General features: G+C 55.1%; 15 protein-coding genes, 1 pseudogene and 1 other annotated feature. Of the genes and pseudogenes, 11 read left to right on the top strand and 5 right to left on the bottom strand.

Going from position 1 to position 20,055, the window contains the following annotated elements:
* Positions 1-26 precede the first annotated feature (26 nt).
* Together SYMBAF_RS12575 and sdeX are read right to left on the bottom strand one after the other, a co-directional pair.
* A complete protein-coding gene (locus SYMBAF_RS12575; protein ID WP_040266956.1) occupies positions 27-3,173 on the bottom strand; it encodes an efflux RND transporter permease subunit in 3,147 nt (1,048 codons plus the stop codon).
* A 15-nt stretch (positions 3,174-3,188) separates the two neighbouring features.
* Positions 3,189-4,367, bottom strand: a complete 1,179-nt coding sequence (gene sdeX, locus SYMBAF_RS12570; RefSeq protein WP_040266954.1) for a multidrug efflux RND transporter periplasmic adaptor subunit SdeX — start codon at positions 4,365-4,367, stop codon at positions 3,189-3,191.
* Positions 4,368-4,568: 201 nt separating this feature from the next.
* Here sdeX and SYMBAF_RS12565 point away from each other — a divergent pair.
* A pseudogene (locus SYMBAF_RS12565) lies at positions 4,569-5,258 on the top strand (TetR family transcriptional regulator).
* Here SYMBAF_RS12565 and rsmS read toward each other — a convergent pair.
* The gene (rsmS, locus tag SYMBAF_RS12560) at positions 5,170-5,367 is read right to left on the bottom strand and encodes a pleiotropic regulatory protein RsmS (protein WP_040266952.1); all 198 of its coding nucleotides are present in this window, start codon (positions 5,365-5,367) and stop codon (positions 5,170-5,172) included. The pseudogene SYMBAF_RS12565 and the gene rsmS overlap by 89 nt on opposite strands.
* Positions 5,368-5,468: 101 nt before the next feature.
* Positions 5,469-6,005 carry a primosomal replication protein PriC gene (gene priC / locus SYMBAF_RS12555; protein ID WP_040266950.1) on the bottom strand — a complete coding sequence of 179 codons (537 nt, stop codon included), beginning with the start codon at positions 6,003-6,005 and terminating at the stop codon, positions 5,469-5,471.
* Between the two features lie 322 nt (positions 6,006-6,327).
* On the opposite strand from priC, the gene apt reads away from it, so the two are divergent.
* The 10 genes from apt (at position 6,328) to hemH (ending at position 17,789) form a co-directional block, all read left to right on the top strand.
* Complete coding sequence (gene apt / locus SYMBAF_RS12550; protein WP_006708022.1) at positions 6,328-6,879, top strand: adenine phosphoribosyltransferase; 552 nt, start codon at positions 6,328-6,330, stop codon at positions 6,877-6,879.
* Positions 6,880-6,970: 91 nt separating this feature from the next.
* Positions 6,971-8,899, top strand: a complete 1,929-nt coding sequence (gene dnaX / locus SYMBAF_RS12545) for a DNA polymerase III subunit gamma/tau (RefSeq protein WP_040266948.1) — start codon at positions 6,971-6,973, stop codon at positions 8,897-8,899.
* Positions 8,232-8,296, top strand: a sequence feature (DnaX frameshifting element). It overlaps the preceding gene by 65 nt.
* 47 nt (positions 8,900-8,946) lie before the next feature.
* A complete protein-coding gene (locus SYMBAF_RS12540) occupies positions 8,947-9,276 on the top strand; it encodes a YbaB/EbfC family nucleoid-associated protein (RefSeq protein ID WP_040266946.1) in 330 nt (109 codons plus the stop codon).
* Positions 9,276-9,884: a recombination mediator RecR gene (gene recR / locus SYMBAF_RS12535; protein WP_040266944.1), complete on the top strand. Its 609-nt coding sequence runs from the start codon at positions 9,276-9,278 to the stop codon at positions 9,882-9,884. The genes SYMBAF_RS12540 and recR overlap by 1 nt, the downstream gene beginning before the upstream one ends.
* Positions 9,885-10,019: 135 nt before the next feature.
* Positions 10,020-11,885 carry a molecular chaperone HtpG gene (htpG, locus tag SYMBAF_RS12530; RefSeq protein WP_040267109.1) on the top strand — a complete coding sequence of 622 codons (1,866 nt, stop codon included), beginning with the start codon at positions 10,020-10,022 and terminating at the stop codon, positions 11,883-11,885.
* 313 nt (positions 11,886-12,198) lie between these two features.
* Positions 12,199-12,843 (top strand): adenylate kinase, encoded by a 645-nt coding sequence (gene adk / locus SYMBAF_RS12525; protein ID WP_037388053.1) that lies wholly within the window; start codon positions 12,199-12,201, stop codon positions 12,841-12,843.
* 164 nt (positions 12,844-13,007) lie between these two features.
* Positions 13,008-14,141, top strand: coding sequence for a sugar diacid recognition domain-containing protein (locus SYMBAF_RS12520; protein ID WP_040266938.1), 1,134 nt, complete (start codon positions 13,008-13,010; stop codon positions 14,139-14,141).
* A 118-nt stretch (positions 14,142-14,259) separates the two neighbouring features.
* Positions 14,260-15,522, top strand: a complete 1,263-nt coding sequence (locus tag SYMBAF_RS12515; RefSeq protein WP_040266937.1) for a GntP family permease — start codon at positions 14,260-14,262, stop codon at positions 15,520-15,522.
* A 9-nt stretch (positions 15,523-15,531) separates the two neighbouring features.
* Positions 15,532-16,680, top strand: a complete 1,149-nt coding sequence (locus SYMBAF_RS12510) for a glycerate kinase (protein ID WP_040266935.1) — start codon at positions 15,532-15,534, stop codon at positions 16,678-16,680.
* Positions 16,681-16,826: 146 nt separating this feature from the next.
* On the top strand, positions 16,827-17,789 hold the full coding sequence (gene hemH, locus SYMBAF_RS12505) for a ferrochelatase (protein ID WP_040266933.1): 963 nt from the start codon (positions 16,827-16,829) through the stop codon (positions 17,787-17,789).
* 483 nt (positions 17,790-18,272) lie between these two features.
* On the opposite strand, the gene ybaL is transcribed toward hemH, so the two are convergent.
* Positions 18,273-19,964, bottom strand: coding sequence for a YbaL family putative K(+) efflux transporter (ybaL, locus tag SYMBAF_RS12500; RefSeq protein WP_040266932.1), 1,692 nt, complete (start codon positions 19,962-19,964; stop codon positions 18,273-18,275).
* Positions 19,965-20,055: the final 91 nt, after the last annotated feature.

Here is a 20,055-nt window from a genome sequence, read left to right as displayed (position 1 = left end):
TCTTGTGGGAAAGGTTCACTGAATGATCAGTGATGCTCAACTGGCGGGTTGTGTGCTTGATCTTCTGCTTTCTTGCTAAAGCGTCGACGAATCACTACGAAGAACACCGGTACGAAGAAGATCGCCAACACGGTGGCGGTAATCATTCCACCCATTACGCCAGTACCTACCGCGTTCTGCGCACCGGAGCCAGCACCATTGCTGATAACCAACGGTAGTACCCCAAGGATGAAAGCCATGGACGTCATCAGGATCGGACGTAAACGCATACGTACAGCTTCCAGCGTTGCCTCGATCAGACCTTTACCTTCTTTCTCCATCAGATCTTTGGCGAACTCAACGATCAGGATGGCGTTTTTCGCTGATAGGCCGATAGTGGTCAACAGCCCCACTTGGAAGTAGACGTCGTTATTCATGCCGCGCAGGGTGGCCGCCAGCAGCGCACCGATAATCCCCAATGGCAGCACCAACATGACCGAGAAAGGAACCGACCAGCTTTCATATAACGCCGCCAAACACAGAAACACCACCAGAATCGAGATGGCGTACAGCGCAGGTGCCTGGTTGCCGGACAGACGCTCCTGATAGGACATGCCAGTCCAGTCGTAGCCGATGCCGTTTGGCAGTTTGGCTGCCAAATTTTCCATTAGGTTCATCGCTTCACCGGTACTCTTGCCCGCTGCTGCCTGCCCTAGAATTTCCATTGATGGCAAGCCATTATAACGCTCCAAACGTGGTGAACCGTGTTCCCATTTCGCCGTAGAGAAGGCGGAGAACGGAACCATCTGGCCGCTGGAGCCGCGAACAAACCACTTATTAATGTCTTCTGGCAACATACGGAACGGCGCTTCAGCCTGTACGTACACCTTCTTCACACGACCACGGTCGATAAAGTCGTTAATGTACGAACCGCCCAACGCCGTAGCCATCGTGTCGTTAATGGTGGTGATGCTTACGCCTAACGCCTTGGCTTTCTCCTGATCGATGATCAATTTAAACTGCGGTGTATCCTCCAGGCCGTTAGGGCGCACGCCCACTAGTATATTGGGATGTTTAGCGGCCATACCCAGTAGTTGGTTACGCGCTGCGGTCAGTTTTTCGTGGCCTAAGCCCCCCTGATCGATCAACTCAAAATCAAAACCGGTCGCGGTGCCAAGTTCGATAATCGCCGGCAGGTTGAACGGGAACACTAAACCTTCTTTAATCTTAGAGAATGCGCCGTTGGCGCGTTTGGCAATCGCCTCGACTCTATTATGTGTCCCTGGACGTTTATCCCAGTTTTTCAGGCTGATAAATGACAGACCAGTGTTTTGGCCGTTACCGTTGAAGCCGAAGCCTGCGACGGTAAACACCGATTCCACGTTGTCCTTTTCCTCGGTCATGAAGTAGTTGGTGACTTTTTCCAATACCTTGGTGGTACGGGCCTCGGTGGCACCGGCAGGCAATTGCACCATGGTCAACAGAAGGCCCTGATCTTCATCCGGCAGGAATGAAGAAGGCAAGCGCAGAAACAGTAGGCCCATGCCCACTACGATCAGCAGGTAGATCGCCAGATAGCGGCCAGTATTGCGCAGAATGCGGCCTATGCTGTCGCTATAGTGGTTAGTGCTCTTTTCGAACATGTTGTTAAACCAACCGAAGAAACCGGTTTTAACCCCATGATCGCCTTTGGGGATCGGCTTTAGTAAGGTGGCGCATAGCGCTGGTGTCAGGATCAGCGCGACCAGCACCGACAACCCCATTGCGGCCACGATGGTGATTGAAAACTGACGGTAGATGGCACCCGTTGAACCGCCGAAGAACGCCATCGGTACGAAGACTGCCGATAGCACCAAAGCGATACCCACCAGCGCGCCCTGGATCTGGCCCATTGATTTGCGCGTGGCTTCTTTCGGCGGCAGTCCCTCTTCAGACATGACGCGCTCGACGTTTTCCACCACCACAATGGCATCGTCCACCAGCAGGCCGATCGCCAGCACCATACCGAACATCGTTAACGTGTTGATCGAAAAGCCGAATACCGAGAGGATAGCAAAGGTTCCCAGCAGAACTACCGGCACTGCGATAGTCGGTATCAACGTGGCGCGGAAGTTTTGTAGGAACAGATACATCACCAAGAATACCAGTGCGATCGCTTCAAACAGCGTTTTCACCACTTCGTTGATGGAAATCTTCACAAACGGACTGGTGTCGTACGGATAAACCACCTTCATCCCTTGCGGGAAGAACGGCTTCATTTTAGCCAATGTGTCTTTTACACCTTTGGCCGTGTTCAAGGCGTTGGCACCGGTGGCGAGTTTAATCCCCAAACCTGCGGCCGGCATGCCGTTATAGCGTGCAGTCACTGTATAGCCTTCGGCACCACGCTCGATATACGCCACGTCTGTTAGACGTACTTGAGAACCGTCGATATTCACCTTGAGCAAGATCTTGCCGAACTCCTCCGGCGAAGTCAGACGGGTTTGCGCAATGATCGAAGCGTTAAGCTGCTGCCCCGGCACGGGTGGCATACCACCCAGTTGCCCAGCGGCGATCTGGTTGTTCTGCTCAGTAATGGCCGAGGTCACGTCCGAGGTGGTCAGTTGGAAGTTGTTCAGCTTGTTCGGATCCAGCCAGATACGCATCGCGTATTGAGCACCGAACAGTTGTACTTCACCCACACCGGATGAACGGCTGAGCGAGTCTTTAATGTTGGAGGCCACATAATCTGCAATATCGTTCTGCGTCATGTTTGGATCGTCGGAAACGAAACCGGCCACCATCAGGAAGCTACTGCTGGATTTTTCTACTTTCAACCCCCGTTGCTGCACTTTTTGCGGTAACAGCGGCGTGGCTAATGACAGCTTGTTCTGAACCTGCACCTGTGCGATGTCAGGATCGGTGCCGGAATCGAACGTCAACGTAATGGTGACGCTACCAGAGGAATCACTGGTGGAGGACATGTACATCAGGTTATCGATACCGTTCATGTTCTGTTCGATAATCTGCGTTACGGTGTCCTGTACCGTTTTGGCGTCTGCACCTGGGTAATTGGCGGAAATATTCACCGCCGGTGGTGCAATAGTGGGATACTGCGCGATCGGCAGTTTCATTATTGCAAGCACCCCTGCCAACATAATAATGATGGCGATTACCCAAGCGAAAATCGGGCGATCTATAAAGAACTTGGCCATGTATCCGATCCTTTTTTATGACTTCTGCGCTTCAGATTGTGGCTGGGTGTCAACTTCTTCCTGCACTTTTACCTGCGCGCCAGGGCGCACTTTCATCAGGCCACTGACGATCACGCGATCACCGGCTTTCAGGCCATCGGTAACCAGCCACTTGTCGCCAATCGCTTTATCCGCTTTCAGCATACGCAGTTCGACTTTATCGTCCATACCGACCACCAGCGCTGTGGCATCACCACGCGGATTGCGCGTCACACCCTGCTGCGGTACTAGCAGCGTATCGCTACGCACGCCTTCGTCCAAACGGGCGCGTACGAACATGCCTGGCAGCAGTATATGGTTTGGGTTAGGAAACAGGGCACGAAGAGTGATAGAACCTGTGGTTTCATCAACGGTGACGTCAGAGAATTCCAGCGTGCCTTCCTGTGCGTATTCAGTGCCGTTTTCCAGTAGCAGTTTCACTTTAGCCTTACCGTTTTCCTGCTTCAAAGTGCCGCTGACCATTTCCTGTTTCAGACGAAGGAAATCGTTGCTCGACTGAGTAACGTCAACGTACATCGGATCTAACTGCTGCACGGTAGCAAGCGCCGCCGCCTGACCATTGCTGACTAACGCCCCTTCAGTCACGGCAGATTTGCCGATGCGCCCGGAGATCGGCGAGGTCACCTTGGTGTATGCCAAGTTAATGCGCGCGGTTTCTACAGCGGCTTTCGCGGCGACTACTACCGCTTCTGCCTGCTGTAGGTTTGATACAGTGGTATCATACTCCTGCTTGCTGATGTAGCGGGTACCCAACAATGGTTTATAGCGGTTTACCGTCACGCTGGCGATAGAAGCACTGGATTGTGCCTTGGCCAGATCGCCCTTGGCGCGATCGTAAGCAGCTTGATAGGTGGCGGGATCGATTTGATATAAGGACGTCCCGGCTTTGATATCGCTGCCTTCAACAAAGTTGCGTTTCAGGACGATGCCGCTGACCTGAGGGCGAACTTCAGCGACACGATACGCAGCGGTGCGGCCAGTAAGATCGCTAGTGATATTGAGAGGTGCGGCTTTTAATGTCACTACACCTACTTCGGGAACTGGGTGTTGGAGACCTTGCTGTTGGGTTTCCGTATCATTACATGCTGTGAGCGCTAAGCTGCCTGAAAGCATCAGAACTGCCGCCAGAGGCATTGACCCTCTGTTTTTGTTCATAAAAAACCTCAAGTGTCCGATTTCAAAATGATCAATGGATCACAAGCCTTAAAACCCATTGCAATATTAATGATATGTGCGCGCTATAGTACATACGTTAGCAAATGTATGTAAAACATAATCACCATAAATAACAACGTCATAGCAAGAAATACCCAATAGTAAGCACAAGCAACCTGACAGCAGATCCTTGACGTTGCGATGAGGGAATTCTCTGAACGTGGCGTTTTTGCAACGTCACTGACAGATATTGCCGCTGCTGCCGGAGTTACGTGTGGCGCAATTTACTGGCATTTAAAAAATAAGATAGATCTGTTTAATGAAGTTTGGAGATCTACCAGGCCGAAAATAGACGATCTTGAGACAGAGTATCAGGCAAAGTATCCAGATATTCCACTGCGTGTTATCCGACAAACTCTGATTTTCATCTTGACATCTATGGCTGAAGACGGTCACCGAAGAGCACTAATGGAGATTATATTCTACAAATGCGAATTTGTCGGCGAAATGACGTCCCTGTTGGATTTACACAAAGTGCTGAATCTTTCTTGTCTGGCGATGAGCACATGGAGGATAATTGCGTTTATTACCGCCAGTGCCTGCACACTCGCCGTGCGGCGATGATTTTGCGTGTTTACACTGATGGAAAACGGGGTGTTTATGCCAGAAAGCTTCGATCTACAGGCTAAAGTGCACGTGCTAGTGGACGTCTTTCTCGACATGCTCCTATTTTTTGTCCTAGCCTGCGGCTCGAAACGGGAGAGCTGGCGTCTCCATCGCCCCGCACCGACTGGCCTCCTGTTTATGGGAGTCTGTCGTCATCCAATTCATAAGCTAGATAAGGGGAATTGGTGTTGGTATGTTGCAGTTTCTCTTGATAATCCTGTTTGACAATATCCAATGCCGCTAGCACGGTGGCTGGATCGATCTCATTGCATTCCAGCAGATAAATCAAATCTACCGCCAACTGTAATGTCGGTGAGGCATTTTCCAGAGACATAAAACCTGCGTTTTGTTGATTGGGTGAATGGATAACATGTTATACCGCTAAGTGTAGTGAACATGGTGAAGGGGGGGGATATTCATTGAAATAATGACTATTCACAACCCCTTTTCTTTATGTTCTATGCTGCGCTCAATACGCGCTAGCACCTGCCGGCAACGCATTAGCCGTCCTGCCAGCACTGCCAGCTCATGCTGCATTTTTTGCTGTGCTGCCAGCGTGCTCTGTTGCCTCAGCAGGCTTTCTCGATCTTGAATCATTGAACTAAGCCGACGCTCATAGTCCTGATGTTCGGCCAGTTTATGATACAAATCGACCGCTCCCGCCTCTTTCGGCTGATTTTTACGGCGCAATCCCTGGGTTGCCAATTCCCGTTTCAGGGCGGCGATCTGCGTCACCAATCTCTCGGCCAAATAAGCCACTTGATTGGTGCGGTTATCGCGGGCTGCGGTTTGCAACTGGGTGAAGTTCTTCTGCACCTCCGCCAGATAATCGCGCAGCCGAGTGCCGCGATTGGCGAACAGCGCAGCGTCAAAACGCGCTTGGGAAATGGGGGCATCGCCACGCGGCGTCACCTCGCTGGCCAACGCTGCGATTTGTTGTTCCAACACCTGCAATAGACGGTGAGTGTTCACATAGGCTCCATGATGGGTTCTGCTGGCGGTAAGCTTGCCCGCGATCTCGCTGTGAAACAAGCGCTGTTCGCATAGAGGTAAAGCGTGGCACGTTATTCTGGTAGGGGCCATTGTTATTGGCCACACCTTTTTCACGTTGCCTGTTATTAAAAATAATAAAAGGGGGACAGTTGCATTTGTTCGCCAGTTTGCATAAATTTGGGCGTTTTCATGTATTGGGCTGCCCCTCTATTTTCCCCTGTGATAGATTTCACCTAGGGTAGTGCGGAACTTTTGGCAACCTGTGTACCCGTTTTCAGGTAGTCTCAATCAGGCAACGATTATGACCGCGACAGCGCAGCAGCTTCAGCTTGTTAAAGACAGTATCAAAACCATCCCGGATTACCCCAAGCTGGGCATTTTGTTCCGTGATGTCACCAGCCTGCTGGAAAAACCCCTGGCTTATGCCGCCAGCATTGAACTGCTGGCTGAGCATTATCGCACAGTAGGTGTAACCAAAGTGGTGGGTACTGAAGCGCGTGGTTTCCTGTTCGGCGCGCCTGTTGCTCTGGCATTGGGTGTCGGGTTTGTGCCGGTGCGCAAGCCGGGCAAACTGCCGCGAACTACCCTCAGCGAAAGCTACGAGCTGGAGTACGGCACTGATCAGTTGGAAATCCACACCGATGCCATTTCCGCAGGTGACAAGGTACTGGTGATTGACGACCTGCTAGCGACCGGCGGAACCGTTGCCGCTACCGTCAAGCTCATTCGCCGTCTGGGTGGAGAAGTGAAAAATGCGGCTTTCGTTATTAACCTGCCAGATCTGGGCGGTGAAGTGCGTTTGAACACACTGGGTATCGAATGCTACAGCTTGATCAATTTCGCTGGTCACTAATCTGCATTACCCCATTACCACAACAGCCTCGCGGATCGCTGTGGGGCTGTGTTAGCATGGTTCTCCAGATCCCTCGACTTCTTCGGTATTAATGAGCTATCAGGTTCTTGCCCGTAAGTGGCGTCCTCAAACGTTTGCAGATGTTGTCGGACAAGAACATGTCCTGACTGCACTGGCTAACGGCCTTTCGCTGGGGCGAATTCATCATGCCTATTTGTTCTCAGGCACGCGTGGCGTGGGTAAGACCACTATTGCGCGCCTGCTGGCTAAAGGGCTGAATTGTGAAGCTGGCATCACTGCCACGCCGTGCGGTCAATGCACTAACTGCCGTGAGATTGAGCAGGGGCGTTTTGTCGATCTGATCGAGATCGACGCCGCGTCCAGAACCAAAGTGGAGGATACCCGTGATCTGCTGGATAACGTCCAGTACGCGCCAGCCCGTGGCCGCTTCAAAGTTTACCTGATCGACGAAGTACACATGCTCTCACGCCACAGTTTTAACGCCTTGTTGAAAACGCTGGAAGAACCGCCTGCGCATGTCAAGTTCCTGCTGGCCACCACCGATCCGCAGAAATTACCGGTCACTATTCTTTCCCGCTGCTTACAGTTCCATCTCAAGGCGCTGGATGTCGAACAGATCCGCAATCAGCTACAAAGGGTGCTGATTGCGGAGCAAATCACCAGCGATGCCCGTGCGTTACAATTGTTGGCGCGCGCTGCTGATGGCAGTATGCGCGATGCGCTCAGCCTAACCGACCAGGCGATCGCTTTGGGGCAGGGGCAGGTTACTGCTGCCACCGTCAGCCAAATGCTCGGTACGCTTGATGACGAACAGCCATTGGCGATCCTAGAAGCGCTGGCCAGCGCTGACGGTGAGAAGGTGATGGCGCAGGTTGCGCAGTCCGCAGCGCGAGGTGTGGACTGGGAAAGCCTGCTGGTGGAGACGCTAGCGCTGTTGCACCGTCTTGCAATGGTGCAATTGCTGCCTGCGATGTTTGATAACCAGTACGCCGCCCTTGAACAGCGGTTGCGTGAGCTGGCACGCACCTTGCCGCCGGCAGACGTGCAACTTTATTACCAGACACTGCTGGTGGGGCGTAAAGAGCTGGCCTACGCGCCAGATCGCCGCATGGGGGTTGAAATGACCCTACTGCGTGCGCTAGCGTTTCATCCCAAAGCGCTAATCGCTGAGCTGCAAAGCGCGCCCGCGCAGATAACGCAGCCAATGCAAGCGCCACAATCTCAGGATGTGCCACCGCCATTAGGCCAAGCTGCTGTACCGCAAAATCACCAACAGCCGAATTTACCGGATGCCACCACCCAGTTGTTAAAAGCGCGTAGTCAACTGCGGCAGCAGGGAGCATCCACAGCAAAAAAGCGTGAACCGGCGGCGTTAGGAAGAGCGCGGCCGGCAAGCTCGGCGCTGGAGCGATTGGCTTCTGTGACTGAGCGCAGCCAGCAGCGTCAGGCAGAAAAAATCGTGCCGGAAAAACCAGTCAAGCCAGAAGCCTACCGCTGGCGCGCTTCAAGCGAGCCGGAGGTAGCGCCGGCGGTGCTGACGACGCCCAAGGCGCTACGCACGGCGCTGGAGCATGAGAAAACCCCGGAACTGTCGGCCAAGCTGGTGGTGGAGTCGCTTGAGCGTGATGCCTGGGCGGCGGAAATTGCCAAGCTGAAGCTGCCAAAGTTGGTGCAGCAGTTGGCGTTGAATGCCTTTAAGCAGCAACAGGAAGCGGACAACATTTGTCTCCACCTGCGGTCTGCGCAATGTCACCTGAATTCGTCCTCGGCGCAGAAGACACTGGCTGACGCGCTCAGCGAGCTATATGGCCGCCCGGTCGAACTGAGCGTGGTGGTAGATGATAATTCGGCGGAACGGACTCCGCTGGAATGGCGGCAAGCCATTTATGAAGAAAAACTGGCGCAGGCGCGCCAGTCCATCGTTGCGGATACCCATATCCAGACGCTGCGCCGCTTCTTTGACGCGGAACTGGATGAAGACAGTATTCGCCCTATTTAAACGTAAGCGCTGCGTACTGTGTGCAGCCTAAGTGACGAGAGACGACTATGTTTGGTAAAGGCGGTTTGGGCAATCTGATGAAGCAAGCCCAACAAATGCAGGAAAAAATGCAGCAAATGCAGGAAGAAGTCGCCAAATTAGAAACGACGGGTGAATCTGGCGCGGGTCTGGTGAAAGTGACCATCAACGGTGCGCATAACTGCCGCCGTGTGGAGATCGATCCAAGCCTGATGGAAGACGACAAAGAAATGCTGGAAGACCTGATCGCCGCTGCCTTTAACGATGCCGCGCGCCGTATTGAAGAAACCCAGAAAGAGAAGATGGCGTCCGTGTCCAATGGCATGCAGTTGCCGCCTGGCTTCAAGATGCCGTTCTGATGCAAACCAGCCCGCTGCTTGAATTATTGATGGAGGCGCTGCGCTGCCTGCCGGGCGTGGGCCCAAAATCAGCGCAGCGCATGGCGTTCCAACTGCTACAACGCGATCGTAGCGGCGGCATGCGTCTGGCGCAGGCACTGACGCGTGCCATGTCGGAAATCGGCCACTGTGCCGACTGCCGCACTTTCACCGAGCAAGATATTTGCACCATTTGCGCCAATCCACGCCGTCAGCAAAATGGCCAGATTTGCGTGGTGGAGACTCCGGCTGATATTCACGCCATTGAACAGACTGGACAGTTCGCCGGGCGCTACTTTGTGTTGATGGGGCGCTTGTCACCGCTGGATGGTATCGGCCCTGGTGACATTGGCCTTGATCGGTTGGGGCAACGGCTGGAGAAGGAACGCATTACTGAAATCATCCTTGCCACCAACCCAACGGTGGAAGGGGAGGCCACCGCCAACTACATCGCCGAGATGTGCGGCCAATATGGCGTGCTCGCCAGCCGCATCGCTCACGGCGTGCCGGTAGGTGGCGAATTAGAGATGGTCGATGGCACCACGCTGTCGCATTCTCTGGCCGGTCGTCATGCCATCAGGTTCCCCTGACGGAGCCATTCGGCTCCGTCAACTATTGTGCAAAAATTTCACGCCAGTCGCTTGAAAAACATCGCCCTGATCCCCACCTGATACGCATTATTGTGTGATTTTGGTAACCATTGTCTTTTGAGGTAATCAATGAATATGAAAGGTCAAGAAACCCGTGGGTTCCAGTCTGAAGTAAAGCAACTGCTTCATTTGATGATTCATTCGCTGTACTCCAACAAAGAGATTTTTTTGCGCGAGTTGATCTCCAACGCCTCGGATGCTGCTGACAAACTGCGTTTCCGTGCATTGTCCGCGCCTGAGCTGTATGAAGGTGATGGTGAACTGCGTGTGCGCCTGTCCTTTGATAAAGAGCAGCGTACACTGACCCTCTCTGATAACGGCATTGGCATGAGCCGTGAAGAAGTGATTGAGAACCTTGGCACCATTGCCAAATCAGGCACTAAGGCTTTCCTTGAGTCTATCGGTTCCGACCAGGCTAAAGACAGCCAACTGATCGGTCAGTTTGGTGTCGGTTTCTATTCCGCGTTCATTGTGGCAGACAAAGTGACAGTGCGTACCCGTGCCGCAGGTGCCCCTGCCGATGAAGGCGTGTTCTGGGAGTCCACAGGTGAGGGCGACTACACTATCGCTGACATTAGCAAAGAGACCCACGGCACTGAGGTCACTCTGCATCTGCGTGAAGGTGAAGATGAGTATCTCGACGCCTGGCGTTTGCGTTCGGTGATCGGCAAATACTCCGATCACATCGCGCTGCCGGTGGAAATTGAGAGCAAAAACGAAGAAGACGGTACCATTACTTGGGAAAAGATCAACAAGGCGCAGGCTCTGTGGACGCGTAACAAGGCTGATATCACCGACGAAGAGTACAAAGAGTTTTACAAGCATATCGCCCATGACTTCACTGATCCGTTGATCTGGAGTCTTAACCGGGTGGAAGGCAAGCAGGAGTATACCAGCCTGCTGTATATCCCGGCTCAGGCACCGTGGGACATGTGGAATCGCGATCATAAACATGGCCTGAAGCTGTACGTCCAGCGTGTGTTTATCATGGACGATGCTGAACAGTTTATGCCGAACTACCTGCGCTTCGTGCGCGGCTTGATAGATTCCAATGATCTGCCGCTAAATGTCTCGCGTGAAATTCTGCAAGATAGCCGCGTCACCCAGAGCCTGCGTGGCGCCCTGACCAAGCGTGTACTACAGATGCTGGAGAAGCTGGCGAAGGACGATACTGAAAGCTATCAGAAATTCTGGCAACAGTTCGGCCTGGTACTGAAGGAAGGCCCAGCGGAAGACAACGGCAACCAAGAAGCGATCGCCAAGCTGCTGCGTTTCGCATCGACCCACAGCGATAGCTCGGCGCAAACCGTATCGTTGGAAGAATACGTTAGCCGTATGGTTGAAGGGCAGGAGAAAATTTACTACATCACTGCCGATAGCTATGCCGCCGCCAAGAGTAGCCCACATTTGGAGCTGTTCCGCAAGAAAGGCATCGAAGTGTTGCTATTGTCCGACCGCATCGATGAATGGATGATGAGTTATCTGACAGAGTTTGACGGCAAGCCGTTCCAGTCAGTGAGCAAAGCTGATGAGGCGCTGGACAAACTGGCGGACGAAACTGAAGAGCAAAAGGCCGCCGAGCAGCAATTGGAACCGTTTATCGAGCGTGTGAAGACGTTGCTGGGTGAACGTGTGAAGGACGTGCGCCTGACGCATCGCCTGACCGACACCCCAGCAGTGGTCATTACCGGTGCCGACGAGATGAGTACTCAAATGGCTAAGCTGTTCGCCGCTGCGGGTCAGCAAGCGCCGGAAGTAAAATACATTTTTGAGCTGAATCCTGAGCATACCCTGGTTAAACATGCCTCCGATGTGGCTGATAACGAACAATTCGCTGAATGGATCGATCTGTTGCTGGATCAAGCGCTGTTGGCGGAACGTGGTACGTTGGAAGACCCAAACCAGTTCATCCGCCGAATGAATAAATTGCTCTCTGTATAATACAGAATCTATGCGCCCCTGACTGACACGTTTGGGGCGCATTGCCGATTTTTTTCTGCATTTCCCCTCTTTTCCCTGAATTTTTCCTTATGATTTACAATTGATTTCCTTTGCGTAACCTTGAGCCACTCCCCCTTGAAATGATATGGTGGCGTGTTTTTGCCATTTTTTTAAAACTCAATACCCAAAAGGTTTCAAATTGCGGCTAGGCGGCAAGCACGCACAGCCTCAGGTAAGTGACTGGGTTGAGTGTGCGCTGCCAAAATGCGGCGGCTTGAAAGATGAAGGGAATAATAGCAAGGGGATTTACGCAATGCGTATCATTCTGCTGGGCGCTCCGGGCGCTGGTAAAGGTACTCAGGCTCAGTTCATCATGGAAAAATACGGTATTCCGCAGATTTCCACTGGGGATATGTTGCGCGCCGCCGTGAAGACGGGCAGTGAATTGGGCAAGCAGGCGAAAGAAATTATGGACGCCGGCAAATTAGTGACCGATGAGTTGGTGATTGCTCTGGTCAAAGAACGCATCACTCAGGAAGATTGCCGCAACGGTTTCCTGCTGGACGGTTTCCCACGTACTATTCCACAGGCCGATGCGATGAAAGAAGCCGGTATCAACGTGGATTATGTGTTGGAATTCGATGTGCCAGACGAACTGATTGTCGATCGCATCATTGGTCGTCGCATGCATGTGCCATCTGGCCGCGTATATCACGTGAAATTCAATCCACCACAAGTGGCAGGCAAAGACGATGTGACCGGCGAAGAACTGACCATGCGCAAGGACGATCAGGAAGAAACCGTACGAAAACGTCTGGTGGAATATCACCAAATGACTGCACCACTGATTTCCTATTACAGCAAAGAAGCGGTAGCAGGCAACACCCAATATCGTAAAATCGACGGTACTCGCAAGGTGAGTGAAGTGAGCGCCGAGTTGGCAACCATTCTCGGCTGATCGATTTCATTGCTTGCATAGCGCCAGACCTCAGGTCTGGCGTTTTTTTTGCCATTCTTCCACCGAATTGTGATCGCCGTAGCTTGTGGCGTCCGCGCCCTTTAATATCTCGCCGCAAATGGCGTATAACTGCCTGCATTTTCATCAGTAGCAGGGAGCTGGGTATGTTCGGACAAACCAATTTTCTGGCGGAGGCCACCGCGCGCCAGATTGTGCAGCGGGCGATGAGCATCATCAGCCACTCCGTCAACGTGATGGATAGCAACGGTGTGATCATCGCCTCCGGCAACCCGTCGCGCCTGTTTCAGCGCCACGAAGGGGCGGTGCTGGCGCTGACGGAAAACCGGGTGGTGGAAATCGACAACGTCACCGCCGAGCACCTAAAAGGCGTGCGCCCCGGCATCAATCTGCCGTTCAGCTTTCGCAACCAGCGGGTGGGGGTGATCGGCATATCTGGCGAACCGACCGAGGTGCGCGCCTATGCTGAACTGGTGAAGATGGCGGCGGAGCTGATGGTGGAACAGATGGCGCTGCTGGATCAGAACCAGTGGGAAAAACGCTATCGGGAAGAGTTGGCGAACCAGCTGCTGCAGCCGCAGGTGAACACGACGTCGCTGGAGGCGATGGCGGCCTACCTGGGGCTGGATCTCCAGCAGCCGCGCATCGTCTGGATTGTCGAACTGCAGGAGTCGCAGCCGCAGCTGTTACGTGAACTGCTGACCGAGCTGGAGGCGGCCCAGCGCGAGGCACTGATCGCCATCACCGGATTCAACGAGATGATCCTGCTGCGCCCGGCCTGCATGGCGCAGGGGGCATGGAGTCCGAAGCTGGAGCGACAGCAGGCTCAGGCGCTGCAAAACCGGCTGAAGCAACGTTTCCGGGTACGCCTGATCGTCGGCGGTTTTTTTGCTGGCGAGCAGGGGGCCTGTCGTTCAAACCTGACAGCGCGCGCCACCCAGGCGCTGGTGCAGCGGCTGAAGCTGCGTCACGCCACGCTGTTGTATCATGACTACCCGCTACCGGCGCTGTTGTGCGATCTGGGCGAAGACTGGCGCGCGCAGGAGCTGGGCCGCCCCTGGCAGGTATTGGGCGAGCAGGATGAAAAAGGAGTGCTGCGCGGCACCCTGCGGCACTATTTTTCGCAAAATTGTGATCAAACGCAGACCGCCGCGCAGCTGCATATCCACGTCAATACCCTGCGCTACCGGCTACAGCGGATCGAAGCGATTACCGGACTAAAAATCAATCAGTTAACCGACTCGCTGCGGCTGTATATCGGCATGCTGAGGCACGACTGAGTTGTGCCAACCCACAACTTCGCCGCCGTTTTAGCGGCGGTTTTTGTCGTTTCCTCTCAGGCTTATGGCCGGCGGCCGGGATAAGGTTGACTGCACATCAACCACGGGGAAAACAACAATGGCAACCGTATCCACTCTGGGGGCGCTGGTGGCGTTAGCCGTCGCCATCGTCCTAATCTTACGCAAGGTTCCGCCGGCCTACGGCATGATTGCTGGAGCGCTGGCGGGCGGGCTGTGCGGCGGTGCCGATCTGGTGCAGACCGTCACGTTGATGATCGGTGGTGCGCAGGGCATTACCAGCGCCGTGATGCGCCTTCTGGCGGCTGGCGTGTTGTCCGGGGTACTGATCGAATCCGGCGCGGCGCACACCATCGCCGAAACCATCGTGCGCAAAGTCGGTGAAACCCGGGCGCTGCTGGCGCTGGCGATAGCTACACTGATCCTGACGGCGGTAGGGGTATTTATCGACGTGGCAGTAATCACCGTGGCACCGATCGCGCTGTCCATCGCGCAGAAGGCTGGGATCTCGCGCGCGGCGATCCTGCTGGCGATGATCGGCGGCGGCAAAGCCGGCAACGTGATGTCGCCGAACCCCAATACCATCGCGGCGGCTGACAACTTTCACGTGCCGCTCACCTCGGTGATGATGGCCGGTATCGTGCCGGGCCTGTGCGGACTGGTGGTAGCTTATCTGCTGGCGCGGCACCTGAGCGGCAAGGGTAGCCGGGTGGTGGCGGAACTGACGCAGCACGCCGAAGGCGCGCGTCCGGGGTTTGCTGCGGCGATCAGCGCGCCGCTGGTGGCGATTTTGCTGCTGTCACTGCGGCCGATTGCCGGCATCGCGGTCGATCCGCTGATCGCGCTGCCGGTTGGCGGCTTGGCGGGCGCGCTGCTGATGGGGCTTATCCGTCAGTGCAACCAGTTTATGGTCTCCGGCCTCAGCCGCATGGCACCGGTGGCGATCATGCTGCTCGGCACCGGCACGCTGGCGGGCATCATCGCCAACTCGGCGCTGAAGGACGTACTGATCATCGGCCTGACGCACACTGGCCTGACGGCCTGGCTGCTGGCACCGCTGTCCGGCGCGCTGATGTCGATGGCCACCGCCTCGACCACCGCAGGCACTGCGGTGGCGTCCGGCGTATTCAGCAGCACGCTGTTGGAGCTGGGCGTCAGCGGGCTGGCCGGCGCGGCGATGATCCACGCCGGTGCCACCGTGCTAGATCACCTGCCGCACGGCAGCTTCTTCCATGCGACCGGCGGCAGCGTCAATATGGCGGTGCACGAGCGGTTGAAACTGTTGCCGTATGAAACGCTGGTGGGCTTTACCATCGCGGCGGTTTCGGCGCTGATGTTGGGCGTATTTAATTTGGCGGGATAAGAAAGAGTAATGAAAACGCTGAAGAAAGTGGTCATAGCACCGGATTCTTTCAAGGAGAGCTTGAGCGCGCTGGAGGTGGCCGATGCGATTGAGTGCGGCTTCAGCCAAATCTTCCCGCAGGTGCGGTATATCAAGCTGCCGATGGCGGATGGCGGCGAGGGCACGGTGGAATCGATGGTGGCGGCCACCGACGGCGAAATTATCGAACTCGAGGTGACCGGGCCGCTGGGGCGGCCGGTACAGGCGTTTTACGGCCTGCTGGGCGACGGCGAAACCGCAGTGATTGAAATGGCCGCCGCTTCCGGCCTGCATCTGGTGCCGAACGGCCAGCGTGACCCGCGCATCACCACCAGTTACGGCACCGGTGAACTGATGCTGGCGGCGCTGGCGCACGGGGTGAAGGCGATGGTTCTCGGCATGGGCGGCAGCGCCACCAACGACGGCGGTGCCGGCATGATACAGGCGCTGGGTGCCCGGCTGCTGGATGCACAGCGTCAGCCGCTGCCTCCGGGGGGCGCGGCGCTGGCGCAATTGGCGCATATCGATCTGGTCGGGCTGGATCCGCGCCTGCGGCAGTTGAGCATCACCGCCGCCTGCGACGTTGATAATCCACTGTGCGGCGAGAAGGGCGCTTCGGCGGTATTCGGGCCGCAGAAGGGCACCACGCCGCAGATGGTGGCACAGCTCGATGCGGCGTTGCGCCACTACGGCGAACTGATGGAGCAGGTTACCGGCCGCGAGATCGTCCGCCAGCCGGGCACCGGGGCGGCAGGCGGAATGGGCGCGGCGTTGCTCGGCATGCTCGAAGCCCGGCTGCGGCCAGGCATTGAGATCGTGATTGAAGCCCTGCGGCTGGAAGAGGCGGTGCGCGGTGCCGATCTGGTGATCACCGGCGAAGGCCGGCTGGACAGCCAGTCGATCCACGGCAAAACGCCGATCGGTGTGGCGCGGGTGGCCAAGCGCCACGGCCTACCGGTGATCGGCATCGCCGGCAGTCTGGCACCGGATTATCAGGTGGTGCATCTGCACGGCATCGACGCCGCATTTTCGGTGCTCGATCGCATCGTCACGCTGGAGGAGGCGTTGGCGGGTTCGGCGCACAATCTGGAGGTTACGGCGCGCAACGTGGCGGCGGTATGGCGGCTGGCGCAGGGCTGAGGCCGAATGGCGCCGTTATGGACGGTGCCTGTTGCTGATATCGGTTCCGACGAAGAGCTTTTCCGTTACAATAGATCGCATTAGTAGCTGCTGACATCCCGACCCAGAACGGGATGCCGACCGGAAAGGTAACGAGGGGAACTGAGATGAAGCAAGAGAAACACGGCGTATTGCTGGTAAACCTGGGGACGCCAGATGCGCCAACCTCATCGGCGGTAAAATGTTACCTGAAAGAATTCCTCAGTGATGGTCGCGTAGTTGACACCTCACCGTTGCTTTGGTGGGTGATCCTTAACGGCGCTATCTTACCATGGCGATCGCCGCGCGTCGCCAAGTTGTATCAGTCGGTCTGGATGGAAGAAGGTTCGCCGCTGTTGGTCTACAGCCGCCGTCAACAACGGGCGCTGGCCGAACGTATACCGAACATTCCCGTCGAGTTGGGCATGAGCTATGGTTCGCCAAGCCTGGCGGAAGCGATCAGTAAACTGCTGGCTCAAGACATCACTAACCTGGTGGTGCTGCCGCTGTACCCGCAATACTCCTGCTCGACCAGTGCAGCGGTATGGGACGGTGTGGCGCGCGCCCTTAAGGGCTATCGCTGTTTACCGTCGATCAGGTTTATCCGCGATTACGCCACACACCCAGCCTATATTTTTGCGCTACAGCAAAGCGTTGAACGCTCATTAGCTGAACATGGTCAGCCGGATCGCCTGATACTTTCGTTTCACGGTATCCCCAAGCGCTATGCACGTCTGGGGGATGATTACCCGCAGCGCTGTGAAGATACGCAGCGTGCGCTAACTGCCACGCTGCCGTTATCGCCGGAACGGGTGATGATGACCTACCAATCGCGCTTTGGTCGTGAGCCGTGGCTGACGCCATATACTGACGAAACGCTGCAAAGTCTTGCGGCGCAGGGCGTGAAGCATGTTCAATTGATCTGCCCCGGTTTCTCGGCGGACTGTTTGGAAACGTTGGAGGAGATCAAAGAGCAGAACCGTGAGATATTCCTCAAGGCTGGCGGCGAGAAGTTTGAGTATATTTCTGCGCTGAATGACGAATCGGCACATATTGATATGATGCAGCAACTGGTGATGGAGTGTACTTAAAGCCTATCCCAGTAGGCGTTCATTGTTGCAGTCTGTTTGGATCAGGACAGCGCGCAATCCTCGCAGCATACATGGCGTATGTGATGATTGTGGGCACGGCCCAAGGCCAAAATGGCAAATAAAATAGCCTTATGGGATAGATTCTTAGTCATCGTTACGTCAGGCGTTGGGTCTATCACTACATCAGGCAGGAATACGCTAATATTTTAATTTCTGCCTGCTAACGGCCCAATGACCAACTATGGCGTTGGGTTGTGCTAAAAGTAAAAGATCCCGCAAGGCGGATCTTATTTATCATCAATGTTGGCATTAGGCCGTGCCTGGCAACGGCCCATGAGTGCCATTGGTGGTTGTTTGAACGCGCAGTAAGGCGCAGGTGATGAGGTTGGGTGGGCCTAATAAGCAGCGAGTCACCTAGGGGGACCTTCCCCTTCCCCTTTGATTATCGGCTTTTGGGTCTGTGACGCCGCCACGATAGATGACCTAGATCGGGCAATTGCCCACTTTATCTTCTTCGCTCAGCCTATCCAATTTAAGGATGTTCAGCATGCTGTTGGCGATCTCCCGCTCACCCATCACCACCTGATTGGCCCCGCGATCAAAAATATAAGCCACTTCATCGTCGTAATGTGCACGGGCGATAATCTCAATGTTTGGCCGTCTATGACGCGCCGAGGCGACGATCTCGCCGGCCTCATAGCCATTCGGGATGGTTAGCAGCAGCCAGCGAGCGCAGTCGAAGCGTGCCAGATCCATCACCTCAGGATTGGCGGCATTGCCATATACCGCCTTGATGCCCTGTTCACGCAGCGCCTCAACGCGCGGGCGAGAGTTTTCAACCACGACCAGCGGAATGCCTGCCTCGGCCAGTTTGCTGCCTAGCAGGCTACCGACGCGGCCATAGCCGACCACCAGCGCATGGTTGCACATTTCGACTGGGATTTGTTTCTCTTCTTCCACCGTTTCTTCCAGGCTCTGTTCTTCTATGATCTCGGTTTTGGCCAGATAGTGCTCCAGCAGAGTGAACAACAGCGGGTTGAGCATAATCGACAGGATAGCACCGGCCAGCACCAAGTTGCGTCCATGCTCCGACATCATCCCCAGCGTAATGCCTAGACCGGCCAAGATAAAAGCGAACTCGCCGATCTGTGCCAGGCTGGTAGAGATAGTTAGTGCAGTGCGTTTGGAGTGGCCGAACAGTCTCACCAGCAGGAATGCGGCGGCAGATTTGCCGAACACGATGATCGCCAGTGTTGCCAACACGGCCAACGGTTCGTTGATTAGGATTATCGGGTCAAACAGCATGCCGACCGAGACGAAGAACAGCACTGCGAACGCATCACGCAGCGGCAGCGTATCGTGGGCCGCACGATGGCTTAGCTCCGATTCGTTCAATACCATGCCAGCGAAAAAAGCACCCAACGCAAAGGAAACATCGAACAGCTTCACCGCACCGTAGGCAATGCCAAGCGCCAGTGCCAAGACTGCCAGGGTGAATAGCTCACGCGAACCGGTGCTGGCGGTTTTTGACAGTATCCAAGGCACCAGACGGCGACCGACCACGATCATCAAGGCGATAAAAGCGATGACTTTGCCAATGGTGATCGCCAGTTCCATCAGCAGTTGGCTGCTGTGGGTGTTGCCGTTGTCCATCATGTTGCCAAAAGCTGGCAACAGTACCAACGTTAGCACCATTGCCAAGTCCTCGACGATCAACCAGCCGATGGCAATTTGCCCGCGCTGGCTGTCTATTAACTGCCGTTCTTCCAGTGCGCGCAATAACACCACGGTGCTGGCGGTGGACAGGCAGAGACCGAATACCAGGCCGGAGAGTAAATCCCAACCAAGCAGCGTAGAGAGTCCGATGCCTAGCAGCGTTGCAACCGCAATCTGTGCTATGGCACCGGGGATGGCGATAGATTTTACAGCGAGGAGGTCTTTAAGCGAAAAATGCAGCCCCACACCGAACATCAACAGGATCACACCGATTTCCGCCAGTTCCGGTGCCAATGAAGTGTCGGCGACAAAACCGGGGGTAAATGGGCCAGCGAGTACTCCTGCGGCGAGATATCCCACCAGAGGGGAGATGCGCAGGCGGTTTGCCAACATTCCGAGGAGGAAGGCGAGGACTAATCCCCCGACGATCGTAGTGATTAGCGGTGTTGAATTATGCATTCAAGCTCCTTTTGGCTGTACATCGTGGTAAGGGAAACACGCAACAAAGTCACGAAAGATATATGCCCTAAATCACTCGAGTTGCAGGAAG

This window comes from Serratia symbiotica, from assembly GCF_000821185.2.
In the GTDB taxonomy this organism is placed as follows: Bacteria; Pseudomonadota; Gammaproteobacteria; order Enterobacterales; family Enterobacteriaceae; genus Serratia; species Serratia symbiotica.
Note: the sequence above shows the minus strand (reverse complement) of the source record. Positions and strands in the feature narration are given on the sequence as shown.